This is a genomic window from Tsukamurella sp. PLM1 (assembly GCF_023168325.1).
Taxonomy (GTDB): domain Bacteria; phylum Actinomycetota; class Actinomycetes; order Mycobacteriales; family Mycobacteriaceae; genus Tsukamurella.
Genome location: NZ_AP025688.1, coordinates 1164606 through 1182155, shown reverse-complemented (window position 1 = coordinate 1182155; position 17550 = coordinate 1164606). Strand labels below are relative to the sequence as shown.

General features: G+C 64.5%; 10 protein-coding genes, 3 rRNA genes and 3 pseudogenes. 3 read left to right on the top strand and 13 right to left on the bottom strand.

Going from position 1 to position 17550, the window contains the following annotated elements:
- Positions 1–43 precede the first annotated feature (43 nt).
- Both MTP03_RS06280 and MTP03_RS06275 read right to left on the bottom strand, forming a co-directional pair.
- Complete coding sequence (locus tag MTP03_RS06280) at positions 44–322, bottom strand: DUF3817 domain-containing protein (RefSeq protein WP_248492059.1); 279 nt, start codon at positions 320–322, stop codon at positions 44–46.
- Between the two features lie 103 nt (positions 323–425).
- Positions 426–1671 (bottom strand): annotated as a pseudogene (locus tag MTP03_RS06275) (acetyl-CoA C-acetyltransferase).
- A gap of 31 nt (positions 1672–1702) precedes the next feature.
- Here MTP03_RS06275 and mce point away from each other — a divergent pair.
- Positions 1703–2216, top strand: a pseudogene (gene mce, locus MTP03_RS06270) (methylmalonyl-CoA epimerase).
- 70 nt (positions 2217–2286) lie between these two features.
- Entirely contained in the window at positions 2287–3363 is a 1077-nt protein-coding gene (locus MTP03_RS06265; RefSeq protein ID WP_248491194.1) for a hypothetical protein, read from the top strand.
- A 43-nt stretch (positions 3364–3406) separates the two neighbouring features.
- Here MTP03_RS06265 and MTP03_RS23455 read toward each other — a convergent pair whose 3' ends face one another.
- The 6 genes and pseudogenes from MTP03_RS23455 to murA form a co-directional block, all read right to left on the bottom strand.
- Positions 3407–3589, bottom strand: coding sequence for a hypothetical protein (locus MTP03_RS23455; protein ID WP_371820902.1), 183 nt, complete (start codon positions 3587–3589; stop codon positions 3407–3409).
- A gap of 136 nt (positions 3590–3725) precedes the next feature.
- A complete protein-coding gene (nucS, locus tag MTP03_RS06255; RefSeq protein WP_248491192.1) occupies positions 3726–4421 on the bottom strand; it encodes an endonuclease NucS in 696 nt (231 codons plus the stop codon).
- Positions 4422–4597: 176 nt separating this feature from the next.
- Positions 4598–4714, bottom strand: a 5S ribosomal RNA gene (gene rrf, locus MTP03_RS06250).
- Between the two features lie 130 nt (positions 4715–4844).
- Positions 4845–7927: ribosomal RNA gene (locus tag MTP03_RS06245) — 23S ribosomal RNA — on the bottom strand.
- A gap of 438 nt (positions 7928–8365) precedes the next feature.
- A 16S ribosomal RNA gene (locus MTP03_RS06240) occupies positions 8366–9885 on the bottom strand.
- Together the 16S, 23S and 5S rRNA genes form the textbook arrangement of a ribosomal RNA operon.
- An 838-nt stretch (positions 9886–10723) precedes the next feature.
- A pseudogene (gene murA / locus MTP03_RS06235) lies at positions 10724–11976 on the bottom strand (UDP-N-acetylglucosamine 1-carboxyvinyltransferase).
- Positions 11977–12024: 48 nt separating this feature from the next.
- On the opposite strand from murA, the gene MTP03_RS06230 reads away from it, so the two are divergent.
- Positions 12025–12597: a cob(I)yrinic acid a,c-diamide adenosyltransferase gene (locus MTP03_RS06230; RefSeq protein ID WP_248491190.1), complete on the top strand. Its 573-nt coding sequence runs from the start codon at positions 12025–12027 to the stop codon at positions 12595–12597.
- Between the two features lie 3 nt (positions 12598–12600).
- On the opposite strand, the gene MTP03_RS06225 is transcribed toward MTP03_RS06230, so the two are convergent.
- The 5 genes from MTP03_RS06225 to atpA form a co-directional block, all read right to left on the bottom strand.
- Positions 12601–13029, bottom strand: coding sequence for a DUF2550 domain-containing protein (locus MTP03_RS06225; protein WP_248491188.1), 429 nt, complete (start codon positions 13027–13029; stop codon positions 12601–12603).
- 94 nt (positions 13030–13123) lie between these two features.
- The gene (locus MTP03_RS06220; RefSeq protein ID WP_248491187.1) at positions 13124–13507 is read right to left on the bottom strand and encodes a F0F1 ATP synthase subunit epsilon; all 384 of its coding nucleotides are present in this window, start codon (positions 13505–13507) and stop codon (positions 13124–13126) included.
- A gap of 6 nt (positions 13508–13513) precedes the next feature.
- A complete protein-coding gene (gene atpD, locus MTP03_RS06215) occupies positions 13514–14959 on the bottom strand; it encodes a F0F1 ATP synthase subunit beta (protein ID WP_146435791.1) in 1446 nt (481 codons plus the stop codon).
- Between the two features lie 18 nt (positions 14960–14977).
- Positions 14978–15895 carry a F0F1 ATP synthase subunit gamma gene (locus MTP03_RS06210; RefSeq protein ID WP_248491186.1) on the bottom strand — a complete coding sequence of 306 codons (918 nt, stop codon included), beginning with the start codon at positions 15893–15895 and terminating at the stop codon, positions 14978–14980.
- Complete coding sequence (atpA, locus tag MTP03_RS06205) at positions 15888–17522, bottom strand: F0F1 ATP synthase subunit alpha (RefSeq protein ID WP_248491185.1); 1635 nt, start codon at positions 17520–17522, stop codon at positions 15888–15890. The genes MTP03_RS06210 and atpA overlap by 8 nt, the downstream gene beginning before the upstream one ends.
- Positions 17523–17550: the final 28 nt, after the last annotated feature.

Genomic DNA, 17550 nt, shown 5'->3' with positions numbered 1-17550 from the left:
ATCAGCGAATCAAGGTACCCCGCGAGCCGGGCGTCGCGGCTGCCTATCCGCGGATCGCGTCTGCGGTCACGTCCCGCTTCGGGGTGCCCGACGGTGCCGCGGGCGCGTCGAGCTTGCCCGCGCGCTGCGCCCAGACCTCGAAGACCACGGAGCAGAAGGGCAGCACCGTGGCGAGCAAGCCGAGGGCGAGGGTCTTGAGGTCCCACTTGCGGGCGTAGGCGGTGGCGAGGGTCAGAACGACCAGCACCATGAAGACGATGCCGTGCGTCATGCCGGGCGCAGCAATCGCGTCGGGCTTGTCCTGTACCCGCTTGATGATCATGCCGATGATCAACCACACCCAGGTGAGGGCCTCGACGAAGGCGACGACCTTGAATGCGGTGACGATCTTGGACGCGAGGGATTCGTTCATCGGTGTTGCTTCTCTACTTTCCGGGGACGGTGATGATGAGGGCGTCGCCACGGCCGCCGGCGCCGCACAGGCCCGCGGCGCCGGTGCCGCCGCCGCGGCGGGCGAGCTCGAGCGCGAGGTGGAGCACGATGCGCGCCCCGGACGCCCCCAGCGGGTGGCCGATGGCGATCGCGCCGCCGTCGACGTTGACCTTCTCGGGGTCGACGCCGAGGTCGGCGGTCGACGCGAGGCCGACGGCCGCGAACGCCTCGTTGATCTCCAGCAGGTCGAGGTCGCCGGGTGTGATGCCCTGCTTCTCACACGCCTTCTTGATGGCGTTGGAGGGCTGGTGCTGCAGCGACGAGTCCGGGCCGGCGACGACACCGTGCGCGCCGATCTCGGCGAGGTAGTCGAGACCGAGCTCCGCGCCCTGCTCCTGCGCATCACCACCACGGCGACGGCGCCGTCGGTGAGCTGGCTGGCGTTGCCCGCGGTGATGCTGCCGTCCTTCGCGAAGGCCGGGCGCAGCTTGGCGAGCGACTCGACGGTCGTATCGCCGCGGACGCCCTCGTCCTCGATAACACGGATCGGCTCGCCCCGGCGCTGCGGGATCTCCACCGGCACGACCTCGTCGGCGAACTTGCCGGCGGCCCACGCCGCGGCGGCCTTGCGGTGCGAGTCGGCGGCGAACGCGTCCTGCTCGTCGCGTGAGTACGTCACCGTGTCGGTGGTGTTGAGCTGCTCGGTGAGGCCGCCCATCGGCTGGTCGGTGAACACGTCGTGCAGGCCGTCGTACGCGGTGTGATCGAGCATCTCGACGCTGCCGTACTTGTGGCCCTCGCGGCTGCCGGTGAGGATGTGCGGCGCCTGCGTCATCGACTCCTGGCCGCCGGCAACCACGACCTCGTACTCACCGGCGCGGATCAGCTGATCGGCCGGGCGATCGCATTGATGCCCGACAGGCACATCTTGTTGATCGTCAGCGTGGGCACGTCCCACGGCACGCCGCCCGCGATCGCGGCCTGGCGAGCCGGCATCTGGCCGGCGCCCGCGGTGAGGACCTGTCCCATGATCACGTAGTCGATCGTCTGTGGATCGACGCCGCTCTTCTCCAGCGCGCCGCGGATGGCGACGGCGCCGAGATCGGTGCCGGACTGCGACTTGAGCGCTCCGAGGAGCTTGCCGAAGGGCGTCCGAGCGCCGGCGACGATGACCGTCGGATCGTGGCTGGCGTCCTGCGTGGGTACGGTCGGGGCCACTTCATTCCTCCTCGTGGGCATGGGTCTTCCGCCTCAAAGCTACATTCGAGGCATGACGGAGAGCCAATCGCGACAAACAGATCACACCGCCCACGGTGCGCACCCCGGGGCGAACGCCGTCCCCGCGGAGTTCGTGCTGGGCATCGACCACGTCGGCGTGGCCGTGGCCGACTTCGACGCGGCCCTCGAGTGGTACGCCCGGGTGCTGGGCATGGAGTGCACCCACGAGGAGATCAACGAGGCCCGGGCGTGCGCGAGGGGATGCTCTCCCCGCCTCCCTCCTTGCGGACGGCGGCGCACCGTCGAGCCAGGCCCAGCTGCAGATTCTCGCGCCCCTGACCCCCGAGTCGACCATCGCCAAGTTCCTCGACCGTAGCGGTCCCGGGATGCAGCAACTGGCGTACCGGGTGTCCGACCTGGACGCCGTGACCGCGCATCTCACCGAGCAGGGTGTGCGGCTGTTGTACGACGCCCCGCGGAGCGGCACGGCCGGCTCGCGCATCAACTTCCTGCACCCGAAGGATGCGGGCGGCATCCTCGTGGAGTTGGTCGAACCTGCATCGTGACCGGGTGATAATTCGGACCTTGTGCGGCTGCTGACGCCGGGCCCGCGCCCGGCCCACGTACCATCGGTGCATGGCGAATTCGGACAACGTAACGGGCGGCCCGGCGCCCGCACCGTTCGCGGTGGTCCTGCGTGGGTACGACCGGGACCAGGTCAGCGAGCAGTTCCACCGCTACCAGGCTGAACTGCGGGTTCTGGCCGCAGACCGGGACGCGGCGTCCGCGCACGCCCGCGAGTTGACCGACCTCCTCGACGAGGCGCAGGACGAGATCGACAACCTGCGCCGCGAGGTCGACCGGCTCAGCGTTCCGCCCACCAGCGCCGAGGGGATGAGCGACCGCATCGCCCGGATGATGCGTCTCGCGTCCGACGAGGCGTCGGAGATCCGCGCGGCCGCAGAGAACGAGTCCGCCGAGGTGCGCTCGCTCGCCCGCCAGGAGGCCGAGGCCACGCGCCGCGAGGCCGACCGCATCCGGTCCGACATGACGGCGCGCCGCGAGGCCATGGAGGAGGAGCACGAAGCCACCATGGCGAAGGCCCGCGCCGAAGCCGACCGCATCGTGGCGGAGGCGAAGGCCGAGGCCGAGAAGCTGGCGCAGTCGGCTGCGGACAACCGCGAGCGGGTCCAGAACGACTTCGACATGGCGATGTCGATGCGCCGGGACAAGGCCATCCGCACGATCACCGAGCTCGAGGAGGCGTCGAAGGACGAGGCTCGTGAGCGGATCGACTCCGCGAATGAGCGCGCCGAGCAGACGCTCAACACCGCGAACGCCACAGCGGAGCAGAAGCTCGAGGACACCAACACCCGGATCGCCACTCAGGTGGCGAACGCCCGTCGCATCACCGAGGACATGCAGTCGCTTCGCGCGTCGATCCTCGATCAACTCGAGACGGTGCGCCGGCAGCTCTCCCTCGTGCCGGAGGCTCTCGCGACGGGCGACGACGAGCCCGAGGTCGTGGAGCGGCGCATCGATCCCGCGCCGTACCAGGCGGCGAAGCCGCCCCGGGCCGACCACGTCACCGATCCCGGCCCCACCGCCGCGCAGCGCGCGAACGAAGTGCTGGGTGCCGACGATTTCGCTGCGGCCGAGTCCGACGAGATCACTGAGGCGGTCACCGAGCAGGTCGTGGTCGACAAGCGCTGACGCGCCGGACACGTTGATGCGCCGGACACGTTGACGCGCCGGGTCAGCGCGCCCGGCGGTCGGCCTCCCGGCGCCAGCACCCGCTGTGCCAATGCCGGCGCTCGCCGACGCCGCCCCGTTCCGCAGCCGGCCACACGACGACGTGGGCCGTCCCCGCGCCGATGACCTGATCGCAGCCCGGGCACCGGTAGGCTTTCACCGCGCCCGAGCCGGTCACGGTGCGCACCTGGAACGCCTCCTCGCCGAACTCGACCCGGGAGCCGAATCCCCCGCGCTCAGCGGCCGGTGCCCCGTCGCGCCGCCCCGTGGCCCGCCGGCTCGGGACGCACCGGCCCGTTTCCGCGATACCGGCCGGCGGCCCATTAGAAGAGCTTGTAGGACGTGTCTTCGGTGCCGCGCAACGCGTCGTAATCGACGGTCACGCACCGGATCCCACGGTCCTCCGCGAGCGTCCGCGCCTGCGGCTTGACCTGCTGCGCCGCCAGAATGCCCGTCACGGGCGCGATCAGCGGGTCACGATTGAGGAGCTCCAGGTAGCGGGTCAGCTGCTCCACGCCGTCGATCTCCGCCCGCCGCTTCACCTCGACCGCGACGGTGCCACCGTCCGCGTCGCGGCACAGCAGGTCGACAGGGCCGATCGCCGTCATGTACTCCCGCCGGATCAGGGTGTAGCCCTCACCGAACGTGTGAGTGTGTTCGGCGAGGAGCTCCTGCAGGTGGGCCTCGACTCCGTCCTTCACCAGGCCCGGGTCGACCCCGAGCTCATGGCTGCTGTCGTGCTCGACCTCGCCGATGAGGATCCGCAGCTGCTCGTCGGCTTTGTTGCGGACCACCCACAGCTGGTGTCCTTCGGGCAGGTCCTGAGCGTCCTCGTCCGACGGTGCCGTCTCCAGCCAGCACGGCGGGCTCATCCAGTTCAGCGGCTTGTAGGCGCGATCGTCCGCGTGGATGCTGACCGAGCCGTCCGCCTTCACCAGGATCAGTCGGCGGGCCATCGGAAGGTGAGCCGTGAGCCGTCCCACGTAGTCGACCTGGCATTCGGCAATCACAACACGCACGCATCCACCCTACGGCACCCGATTCGACGGTGCGCCCACCCCCGCAGGGGCCTCGGGACGCGCCGGCCCACGATCCCGGACGCCCGCGGAACCGTACGGGCACACGAAAGAACCCCCGCGGTCGGGAGCATTTCTGCTCTACCGACCACGAGGGTCCTCTTCTGTATCTAATTTTAGTCCGGCGGTGTCCTACTCTCCCACACCCTCACGAGTGCAGTACCATCGGCGCTGAAGGGCTTAGCTTCCGGGTTCGGAATGGAGCCGGGCGTTTCCCCTTCGCTATGGCCGCCGTAACACTTCGAGACATGTGTTGTCTCAGACATTGCATAGTGGACGCGAACCAGACCAACGTCTGGATTCTGTTTCAGTTACACGCTATTCGTTTCTGCGAGGCTCGTTGCTCGTTTTGGCGAATGTTATGTGTGTGGTAAGTCCTCGACCGATTAGTACCAGTCACCTACACGCATTACTGCGCTTCCAGTTCTGGCCTATCAACCCCATAGTCTGTAGGGGGTCTTACCCACTCAAGGTGGTGAGAAACCTAATCTTGGAACAGGCTTCCCGCTTAGATGCTTTCAGCGGTTATCCCTTCCGAACGTAGCCAACCAGCCGTGCTCCTGGTGGAACAACTGGCACACCAGAGGTTCGTCCGTCCCGGTCCTCTCGTACTAGGGACAGCCTTCCTCAAGTTTCTAACGCGCGCGGCGGATAGAGACCGAACTGTCTCACGACGTTCTAAACCCAGCTCGCGTGCCGCTTTAATGGGCGAACAGCCCAACCCTTGGGACCTACTCCAGCCCCAGGATGCGACGAGCCGACATCGAGGTGCCAAACCATCCCGTCGATATGGACTCTTGGGGAAGATCAGCCTGTTATCCCCGGGGTACCTTTTATCCGTTGAGCGACACCGCTTCCACTTGCCGGTGCCGGATCACTAGTCCCGACTTTCGTCCCTGCTCGACCTGTCAGTCTCACAGTCAAGCTCCCTTGTGCACTTGCACTCAACACCTGATTGCCAACCAGGCTGAGGGAACCTTTGGGCGCCTCCGTTACATTTTGGGAGGCAACCGCCCCAGTTAAACTACCCACCAGGCACTGTCCCTGAACCAGATCATGGTCCGAGGTTGAGGTATCCAATACGATCAGAGTGGTATTTCAACAACGACTCCACGAACACTGGCGTGCCCGCTTCACAGTCTCCCACCTATCCTACACAAACCGAACCGAACACCAATACCAAGCTATAGTGAAGGTCCCGGGGTCTTTTCGTCCTGCCGCGCGTAACGAGCATCTTTACTCGTACTGCAATTTCGCCGAGTCTGTGGTTGAGACAGCAGAGAAGTCGTTACGCCATTCGTGCAGGTCGGAACTTACCCGACAAGGAATTTCGCTACCTTAGGATGGTTATAGTTACCACCGCCGTTTACTGGGGCTTAAATTCTCAGCTTCGCCTTACGGCTAACCGGTCCTCTTAACCTTCCAGCACCGGGCAGGCGTCAGTCCATATACATCGTCTTGCGACTTCGCATGGACCTGTGTTTTTAGTAAACAGTCGCTTCTCTCTGGTCTCTGCGACCCCACCCAGCTCAAGCCGAAAAAGCCGTCACCAGGTCGGGTCCCCCTTCTCCCGAAGTTACGGGGGCATTTTGCCGAGTTCCTTAACCACAGTTCTCTCGATCTCCTTGGTATTCTCTACCTGACCACCTGTGTTGGTTTGGGGTACGGGCCACATCAGATCTCGCTAGAGGCTTTTCTCGGCAGCATAGGATCATGGAATTCACCGCAACGGCTACGCATCACCTCTCAGGCACCACAGGATCCGGATTTGCCTAGATCCCGCCCTACAGGCTTACACCAGTACAACCACTGACTGGCCCCACTACCTTCCTGCGTCACCCCATCGCTTGACTACTACCAGCCGAGGTCCCGTGCATCCACTCCACCGTCACCCGAAGGTGATCTGGAAGCTTCAGGACGGTTAGTACAACTGATTCATCAGGGGCGATCTGACACGGGTACGGGAATATCAACCCGTTGTCCATCGACTACGCCTGTCGGCCTCGCCTTAGGTCCCGACTCACCCTGGGAGGATTAACCTAGCCCAGGAACCCTTGGTCATCCGGAGGACAAGTTTCTCACTTGTCATTCGCTACTCATGCCTGCATTCTCACTCGCGCAGCCTCCACAACTGGGTCACCCCGCTGCTTCTACGGCTGCACGACGCTCCCCTACCCACCCACACCCGAAAGTGTGAGTGCCGCGGCTTCGGCGGTGTACTTGAGCCCCGCTACATTGTCGGCGCCCAGCCACTAGACCAGTGAGCTATTACGCACTCTTTCAAGGGTGGCTGCTTCTAAGCCAACCTCCTGGTTGTCTTCGCGACCGGACATCCTTTTCCACTTAGTACACGCTTAGGGGCCTTAGCCGGCGATCTGGGCTGTTTCCCTCTCGACTACGAAGCTTATCCCCCGCAGTCTCACTGCCACGTTCTCACTTACCGGCATTCGGAGTTTGGCTGACGTCAGTAACCTGTGAGGGCCCATCGGCCATCCAGTAGCTCTACCTCCGGCAAGAAACACGTGACGCTGCACCTAAATGCATTTCGGGGAGAACCAGCTATCACGGAGTTTGATTGGCCTTTCACCCCTACCCACAGCTCATCCCCTCAGTTTTCAACCTAAGTGGGTTCGGGCCTCCACAACATCTTACTGCTGCTTCACCCTGGCCATGGGTAGATCACTCCGCTTCGGGTCCAGACCCGGCGACTCAACCGCCCTATTCGGACTCGCTTTCGCTACGGCTACCCCACAACGGGTTAACCTCGCCACCGAGCACTGACTCGCAGGCTCATTCTTCAAAAGGCACGCCATCACCCGAAGGCTCTGACGGATTGTAAGCACACGGTTTCAGGTACTATTTCACTCCCCTCCCGGGGTACTTTTCACCTTTCCCTCACGGTACTAGTCCGCTATCGGTCGCAAGGTAGTATTCAGGCTTACCGGGTGGTCCCGGCAGATTCACAGCAAATTCCACGGGCTCGCTGCTACTCGGGAATCCATCAAGACAGGCACCACGTTTTCGGTTACGGGACTCTCACCCCCTCCGGCGGACCATTCCAGGCCACTTCACCTAACATGACACTTTCTCACTGCCCTCCAGCAAGGTAGTACTGGAAAGATGAACCCCACAACACCACACACACAACCCCTACCCGGTATCACATGTGCATGGTTTAGCCTCATCCGCTTTCGCTCGCCACTACTCACGGAATCACTATTGTTTTCTCTTCCTGAGGGTACTGAGATGTTTCACTTCCCCTCGTTCCCTCCACACCGTCTATATATTCAACGGCAGGTAACACCACATGACTGGTGCTGGGTTTCCCCATTCGGAAATCCTCGGATCACAGCTCGGTTGACAGCTCCCCGAGGCATATCGCAGCCTCCCACGTCCTTCATCGGCTCCTTGCGCCAAGGCATCCACCGTGCGCCCTTAGACACTTACAACACACAAAACACACACCAAACCCGAAACAACCGAAGCCATCACAAAATTCGATGCGCCCTTCATGACATCAAGCGCCAAAAAACACAACAAAATGCTTACACAGAAACATGTAAAATTACAGAAACAAAAACCACGACAACCAGACACAAACGATCCGGCATCATGGTTGATGCTCGCGTCCACTATACAATTCTCAAACAACACACACCACCACACCGCCACCAGCCCGGCCCCGAAGAACCAGTACGCCGGCGCAGACACGCAGCAGCACAGAGAAGACGTGTCCTCTCAGACACCCAACAGTGTGCCGACGAAACCCCAGACCAGCACCAGCCGGCCACCAGGGCGATAAGAATTACCGTGTCAGTGTTCCACCCAATAATATGAGCGACCGCCGAACCACGATCGGGCTCGATACGGCACTAAATGCTCCTTAGAAAGGAGGTGATCCAGCCGCACCTTCCGGTACGGCTACCTTGTTACGACTTCGTCCCAATCGCCAATCCCACCTTCGACAGCTCCCTCCCACAAGGGGTTAGGCCACCGGCTTCGGGTGTTACCGACTTTCATGACGTGACGGGCGGTGTGTACAAGGCCCGGGAACGTATTCACCGCAGCGTTGCTGATCTGCGATTACTAGCGACTCCGACTTCATGGGGTCGAGTTGCAGACCCCAATCCGAACTGAGACGCGCTTTAAGGATTCGCTCCACCTCACGGTATCGCAGCCCTCTGTACGCGCCATTGTAGCATGTGTGAAGCCCTGGACATAAGGGGCATGATGACTTGACGTCATCCCCACCTTCCTCCGAGTTGACCCCGGCAGTCTCTCACGAGTCCCCACCATAACGTGCTGGCAACATGAGACAAGGGTTGCGCTCGTTGCGGGACTTAACCCAACATCTCACGACACGAGCTGACGACAGCCATGCACCACCTGTATAGAAGGCACAAGGCAAACCGAATCTCTCCGGCGATCCTCTATATGTCAAACCCAGGTAAGGTTCTTCGCGTTGCATCGAATTAATCCACATGCTCCGCCGCTTGTGCGGGCCCCCGTCAATTCCTTTGAGTTTTAGCCTTGCGGCCGTACTCCCCAGGCGGGGTACTTAATGCGTTAGCTACGGCACGGATCCCGTGGAAGGAAACCCACACCTAGTACCCACCGTTTACGGCGTGGACTACCAGGGTATCTAATCCTGTTCGCTACCCACGCTTTCGCTCCTCAGCGTCAGTTACTGCCCAGAGACCCGCCTTCGCCACCGGTGTTCCTCCTGATATCTGCGCATTCCACCGCTACACCAGGAATTCCAGTCTCCCCTACAGTACTCAAGTCTGCCCGTATCGCCTGCAGGCCCGAGGTTAAGCCTCGGGTTTTCACAGACGACGTGACAAACCGCCTACGAGCTCTTTACGCCCAGTAAATCCGGACAACGCTCGCACCCTACGTATTACCGCGGCTGCTGGCACGTAGTTGGCCGGTGCTTCTTCTGTAGGTACCGTCACTTGCGCTTCGTCCCTACTGAAAGAGGTTTACAACCCGAAGGCCGTCATCCCTCACGCGGCGTCGCTGCATCAGGCTTGCGCCCATTGTGCAATATTCCCCACTGCTGCCTCCCGTAGGAGTCTGGGCCGTGTCTCAGTCCCAGTGTGGCCGGTCGCCCTCTCAGGCCGGCTACCCGTCGTCGCCTTGGTAGGCCATTACCCCACCAACAAGCTGATAGGCCGCGGGCCCATCCTGTACCGCAAAAGCTTTCCACCAACCCCCATGCAGGAGAAGGTCATATCCGGTATTAGACCCAGTTTCCCAGGCTTATCCCGAAGTACAGGGCAGGTCACCCACGTGTTACTCACCCGTTCGCCACTCGTGTACCCCCGAAAGGGCCTTACCGTTCGACTTGCATGTGTTAAGCACGCCGCCAGCGTTCGTCCTGAGCCAGGATCAAACTCTCCATAAAAAACACTAGAAACACAAGGTTTCAGCATAATCCAGGAAATCCTGAACAAAACGAAACCACTGACAAAAATCAATGATTCCAGAAATACATCTCGCAAAGAAATAAACGAGAAAAGCCACAACACAAACAACCAAATAATGATTGTCCATGCGTGCCAAAAAATTTTGGCACTGACAATTTCATCGACACACTGTTGAGTTCTCAAAGAACACGCCAAACGCGGCCGACCACTCTTTACTGGAGTGACCCGCACCTTCGCAGGCAGTTCATGCTACTCTTTCGAGATCTGCCAGTCAAACTCTCTGGCGTGACTCTCTCGGAGCAACCGTTCTAGTCTAGCAGATCGGATTTCCGTGTGCAACTCGCTCTCGCGGGCCGCGCTCGGAACACTTCGGACAGCTCAACCTCACGATTGAACCCTCCCGATCGCGAGGCGATCGAAAGTAGGTGTCTTTCGTTGGGGCTGGCTGCTCGGAGCAACCGTTCTAGCTTAGCAGTTCGGATTTCCGTGTGCAACTCGCTCTCGCGGGCCGCGTTTCGGGCTTCCGATCCGCTCACCACATGGAGAAACCCCACGACCGCGACGAGCGCGGCCGAGAAGAAGGTGACTCTTCTGTGGCGGTCAGCGTGAGGATCCTTGCGGATCGACCTGGTTTCCGAGCTTCCGGCGGCGCGTCGAGATCCAGATTCATTGGACTGCTGTGGGCCTGCCGGGCGGCGCCTGGGCGCTGCTGACTCGATATAAGTTACACACGTCGAACTCGGAACACAAATCGCCAGCTCATCCCCCGAACGGCGCGCTGTTCGCGCACTGTTCACTCCGGCCGCGGTTCCACCGTCAGGGAATGCGCTCGATCTCTCCGCCCAGGGCTTTCACGTTCCCCACGAAGTTCGGGTATCCCCGGTCGATGTGGAAGACGTCGTGCACCTCCGTCACCCCGTCCGCGCACAGGCCGGCGAGCACCAGCCCCACGCCGGCCCGGATGTCGGTCGACCACACAGGGGCACTCGACAGCTGCTCCACTCCCTGATCACCGCATGATGACCGTCGGTCCGCGCATCCGCGCCGAGCCGGACCATCTCCTCGACGAAACGGAACCGCGCCTCGAAGACGTTCTCCGTGATCATCGACGTGCCGTCCGCGACGCAGGCCATGCCGATGGCCATCGGCTGCAGGTCGGTGGGGAACCCGGGGAAGGGCAGCGTCGCCACGTTCACCGCGTGCGGACGCTCGGGCGAGGCGATGCGGAACCCGTCCGCGCGCTCGGTCACCGTCGCCCCCGCGTCCTGGAGCTTCTGCAGCACGACCCCGAGAGTCTCGGGAGCCACGCCGTTGACCGTGATGTCGCCGCGCGTCATCACGGCGGCGAAGCCCCACGTAGCCGCGACGATCCGGTCCCCGATCACCCGGTGCTCGGTGGGGTGCAGCTTCTCCACCCCGCGCACCATGAGGGTGTCGGTCCCGATCCCCTCGATGTCGGCACCCATCTGGACGAGCATCGCGCAGAGGTCGACGATCTCCGGCTCGCGCGCGACGTTGCTGATCACGGTCAGACCGGTGGCGAGCACCGCGGCCATCAGGATGTTCTCCGTGGCTCCCACCGAGGGGAACTCGAGCGTGATCTCGGCCCCCTGCAGCGAATCCGCCTGCGCCACAACACAACCGTGCTCGATCGAGCTGGTCGCTCCGAGCGCGCGGAGCCCGGACTGGTGCATGTCCAGCGGCCGCGACCCGATCGCGTCTCCACCGGGGAGCGCCACCACCGCGCGGTGCTCGCGCGCCATCAGCGGGCCGAGCACGCACACCGAGGCACGGAACTGCTTGACCGCATCGAAGTCTGCGCGGTGGTTCAACACGGCCGGCGTAGTGATGCGGGCGGTGTCGCCCTCCAGCTCGACCTCCGCGCCGAGACCCCGCAGCACGTCCGCCATCAGCGGGACGTCGAGGATCTCGGGGCAATTGGTGAGCACGGACGTGCCCTCGGCCAGCAGCGTCGCCGCCATCAGCTTGAGGACGCTGTTCTTCGCGCCGCCCACGGTGACCTCGCCGGTCAACCGGGCTCCGCCGTGCACTAGAAACTTCTCTCCCACGCCGCTCAGCCTATGGCACGGCGCCCGAGCCTGTGACAGCCTGTGACCATGGCCGTGCACCTGACCCGCATCTACACCCGTACCGGCGACGACGGGACCACCGGACTCGGTGACTTCACTCGCGTCCCGAAGTCCGATTCCCGGCTGCGGGCCTACGCCGACTGCGACGAGGCCAACGCGGCGCTGGGGGTGGCGGTCACCGTCGGCGATCCCGGACCGGACCTGCGCGCCGTCCTGCTGCGGATCCAGAACGAACTGTTCGACGTGGGCGCAGATCTGTCCAATCCGGTGGTCGCCGAGCCCGAGTACCCGCCGCTGCGGGTGACCCCCGACTACATCGACCGGCTCGAGGCCTGGTGCGACGAGTACAACGAGGACCTGCCCAAGCTCGATTCGTTCATCCTGCCGGGGGGTACCCCGCTGGCCGCGTACCTGCACGTGGCACGCACCGTCGTCCGGAGGGCCGAGCGTGCGGCGTGGGACGCCGTCGCCGAGCACGGGGATTCGGTGTCGATACTGCCGGCGAAGTACCTCAACCGGCTCTCCGACCTGTTGTTCATCCTGGCGCGCGTCGCCAATCCCGACGGTGACGTCCTGTGGCGGCCCGGCGGCGAGCGGTAGCCGTTACTGCCGGCGCTCGCGGCGCGGACTGGGTCGCGACTCGAGCCAGGACTGGAACGCGGTCAGCCCCTCGCGCGCGAAGGCGAGCTCGGTGTCACCGTCGGGCGTCGAGACGTGGACGACCGTCATGTCCGGATCGATGACGTCGAGCTCGGTACCGGCGGGCCGGCGCCGGCCGACGATCTCGGTCTCGGCGCGCGGCAGCGTCCAGCTCGGGCCCAGCCGCACGCTGGAGAGCCGGTAGTACCGGAGCTCGTGATCGTCGTAACGCAGCGTGCCATGGCGCCATCCCTGCTCGGGCGCGGCGGGCAGGTACCGCAGGATGATCGGCACGCCGGCCACGCGCAAGCTGTACAGCCGCAGCACGATCACCGCGCCCACGACGAGCACCACCAGGGCGGCGACCACCGCGCCGAAGATCACACCGCCCATCGTCCGTCAGCTCCTTGTTCCCACCGAGGCGAAATAGCAGAAAGCCGGTGGCCCGTTTCACCGGGCCACCGGCTTTCACGCTGCAATTCCTATGCTACTTGCCCGCGAGGAACTCGATCGCGCGCAGCTGTCCCTGCGCGGTCGCCTGCTCATCGGAGCCGTCCGCCGCGCTCTCGAGGGCGCGCCGCACATCGGTCTCGACCAGCGACGAGGCCCACTCGGCCCCGTCGGCCAGTACAGTAACCTTCTCGCCGGTCACCGAGAGGAACCCGCCGCGGATGGCCGCGGAGAGTCGCTCGCCGCTCACCGTGTCGATGGCGACCGCGCCACCGGAGATGAGCTGGCCGAACAGCGGCTCGTGGTGCGCCAGGACACCCAGCTCACCCTCCGTGGTCTGGGCGATGACGAAAGTCGCCTCGCCCGACCACAGCCGCTCCTCGACGGAGACGACCTCTACTTGAAACGCCGTGTCAGCCACTCGAAACTACTTCCCGGCGATCTTCTTCGCGGCGGCCTCGACGTCGTCGAGACCACCACAGGAGTTGAACGCCTGCTCGGGCAGGTGGTCGAACTCGCCCTTGCACACACGATCGAAGGCCTCGATGGTGTCGGCCAGCGGCACGACGGAGCCCTTCTCACCGGTGAACTTCTCGGCGACGATGAAGTTCTGGCCGAGGAACTTCTGGAGACGGCGAGCGCGCTGCACCGTGACCTTGTCCTCCTCGGAGAGCTCGTCCATACCGAGGATGGCGATGATGTCCTGCAGCTCCTTGTACTTCTGCAGGATGCGCTTGACCTCGTTGGCGACGCGGAAGTGCTCGTCGCCCACGATCGACGCCTCGAGGATGCGCGAGGTCGACGTCAGCGGGTCCACAGCGGGGTAGATGCCCAGCTGCGAGATCGGACGCGAGAGCTCGGTGGTCGCATCGAGGTGCGCGAAGGTGGTGGCCGGCGCCGGGTCGGTGTAGTCGTCGGCGGGCACGTAGATGGCCTGCAGCGAGGTGATCGACCGGCCCTTGGTCGAGGTGATGCGCTCCTGGAGCTCGCCCATCTCGTCGGCGAGAGTGGGCTGGTAACCCACGGCCGAGGGCATACGACCCAGCAGGGTCGAGACCTCGGAGCCCGCCTGCGTGAAGCGGAAGATGTTGTCGATGAACAGCAGCACGTCCTGGTGCTGCACGTCGCGGAAGTACTCGGCCATCGTCAGGGCCGAGAGGGCGACGCGCATACGCGTCCCCGGCGGCTCGTCCATCTGGCCGAACACCAACGCGGTGTCCTGGAGCACGCCCATCTCCTCCATCTCGAGGTGGAGGTCGGTGCCCTCACGCGTACGCTCGCCGACGCCCGCGAACACCGAGGTGCCCGAGAACTCGCGCGCGATACGGGTGATCATCTCCTGGATCAGAACGGTCTTGCCGACGCCGGCGCCGCCGAACAGGCCGATCTTGCCGCCCTTGACGTACGGGGTCAGCAGGTCGATGACCTTGATGCCCGTCTCCAGGATCTCGGTCTTGCCCTCGAGCTGATCGAAAGCCGGGGGCTTGCGGTGGATGCCCCACTGCTCGCCGTCGCGGCCGAGTCCGGGGGTGTCCAGGCAGTCACCGAGCGCGTTGAACACGTGGCCCTTGACGACGTCGCCGACGGGGACGCGGATCGGGTAGCCCGAGTCGGTCACGTCGGTGCCGCGGACGAGGCCGTCGGTCGGCTGCATCGAGATGGCGCGCACCAGGTTGTCACCGAGGTGCTGCGCGACCTCGAGGGTCAGCGTCTTGGCCACGGACGGGAGCGTGATCTCCGCGTGCAGGGCGTTGAACAGGTCGGGGACGGCGCCGCGCGGGAACTCGATGTCGACGACGGGGCCGATGACCCGCGTCACGCGACCGGTGGCCGCAGCGGTGCCCGCCGACGCGGGCTGGGTTGCTGTAGTCATTGTTCTACTTTCCCGTTTCTAGTTCGCGAGGGCGCCGGCGCCACCGACGATTTCGCTGATTTCCTGGGTGATCTGCGCCTGGCGCAGCTGGTTCGCCTCGCGGGACAGCGAGACGGCCAGCTCGTTGGCGTTGTCGGTGGCCGCCTTCATGGCCGTACGACGCGCCGCGTTCTCCGAAGCGGCCGAGTCGAGCAGGGCCGCGAAGACGCGGGTGGCGACGTACCTGGGGAGCAGCGCGGACAGCAGCGTGTCCGCGCCCGGCTCGAACGTGAAGTTGCGATCCGGGGCGTCGGTCGATGCCTCGTCGGCCTCCTCGACCACGAGCGGCGCCATTCGACGCACCTCGGGGTTCTGGGACAGCATCGACACGAAGCGCGTGTAGACGATGTGCAGTTCGTCGACACCGTGCGTCTCGGTGCCGTCGATGGTCACGTACTCCTGCGAGCCGGCCTCGAACAGCTTCACCAACGTCTCGGTCGCCGCGGTGGCGTCCGAGTGGTGCGGCTGCTGGGAGAAGCCGGTCCACGACCCCGCGACGGCCTGGCCGCGGAAGCGGAAGTAGTCCACGCCCTTCTGGCCCATCACGTAGAGCACGGGCTCCTTGCCCTCGCTCTTGAGCAGCTGGATCAGCTCACGGGTCTCTCGCAGCACGTTCGAGTTGTAGCCACCGCACATGCCGCGGTCCGAGGACACGACGAGGATCGCCGCGCGCTTCGGATCGTCGCGCTCGGTGAGCAGCGGGTGATCCAGCGAACCGGACTTCCCGGCCAGCTCCGACAGCACGGAGGTCATCTCCTCCGAGTACGGCTTGGCGGCCGCGACTCGTGCCTGCGCCTTGGAGATCCGCGAGGTCGCGATCAGTTCCTGCGCCTTGGTGATCTTCTTGGTCGAGTTGACCGACCGGATCCGCGAGCGCAGCTCTCGGATACTAGCCATTGCGCTTGACCTTGATCGTCTCCTGCTCCACGTCCTCGGCGGGCAGGGCGCCGGCCTCGGCCTCGTTGACGACCCGCGAGCCGTCGGAGGCGAGGAAGCTCTCCTTGAAGCGGTTGGTCTCGGCGACGAGCGCCTCGGCCTGGTCCTTCTCGAGGACCTTGCCACCGGCGATCGACTCGTAGACGCCGGCCGCCGCGTGGTGCAGGTGGGCCAGGAGCTCACCGTCGAAGCGGCGGATGTCCTCGACGGGCACCGAGTCGTAGTGACCCTCGCCGCAGAGGTAGATCGAGACGATCTCGTCCTCGACCGAGGAGGGGCTGTACTGATCCTGCTTGAGTAGCTCGACCCAGCGGGCGCCGCGCGCCAGCTGCGCCTTCGACGCCTCGTCGAGGTCCGAGGCGAACGCCGAGAAGGCCTCCAGCTCGCGGAACTGCGCGAGTTCGAGACGCAGCGAGCCCGAGACCTTCTTGAGGCCCTTGGTCTGCGCGGCGCCACCGACGCGGGACACCGAGGTGCCGACGTTGATCGCGGGACGGACGCCCTTGTTGAACAGGTCGGACTCCAGGAAGACCTGGCCGTCGGTGATCGAGATGACGTTGGTCGGGATGAACGCCGAGACGTCGTTGGCCTTGGTCTCGATGATCGGCAGCGCAGTCATCGAACCGCCGCCGAGGGCGTCGGACAGCTTGGCCGAACGCTCCAGCAGGCGGGAGTGCAGGTAGAAGACGTCGCCGGGGTAGGCCTCGCGGCCCGGCGGACGACGCAGCAGCAGGGAGATGGCGCGGTAGGCCTCGGCCTGCTTCGACAGGTCGTCGAACACGATCAGGACGTGCTTGCCCTGGTACATCCAGTGCTGGCCGATGGCCGAGCCGGTGTACGGCGCGAGCCACTTGAAGCCGGCCGAGTCGGACGCGGGGGCCGCGACGATGGTCGTGTACTCCATGGCGCCGGCCTCGTCGAGCGCCGCCTTCACGCCGGCGATCGTCGAGCCCTTCTGGCCGATGGCGACGTAGATGCAGCGGACCTGCTTGGTCGGGTCGCCCGACTCCCAGTTCGCCTTCTGGTTCAGGATGGTGTCGACGCAGACCGCCGTCTTGCCGGTCTTGCGGTCACCGATCACCAGCTGGCGCTGGCCGCGGCCGATGGCGGTCATGGCGTCGATGGCCTTGATGCCGGTCGCGAGGGACTCCTCGACGGGCTGGCGCTCGAGCACGGTGGCGGCCTGCAGCTCGAGGACGCGCTGCTCCTCGGCCTCGATGTCGCCCAGGCCGTCGATCGGCTGGCCGAGCGGGTTGACCACGCGGCCCAGGAACTTGTCGCCGACGGGCACGGACAGCACGTCGCCGGTGCGGCGGACCTGCTGGCCCTCCTCCAGCTCCTCGTAATTACCGAGGATGACGGCGCCGATCTCGTCCTCGTCGAGGTTCAGTGCCACGCCGAGCACCCCACCGGGGAACTCGAGCAGCTCGTTCGCCATCGCGCCGGGCAGGCCCGACACGTGCGCGATGCCGTCGGCGGTATCGGAGACGGTGCCGATCTCCTCGCGGGAGGCGTCGGCCTCGAACGTCGAAACGTACTGTTCGATCGCGCCCTTGACGTCGTCGGTTGAGATCGTCAACTCAGCCATGAGTACTCGTTTCCCTCTTTTGTGTTTC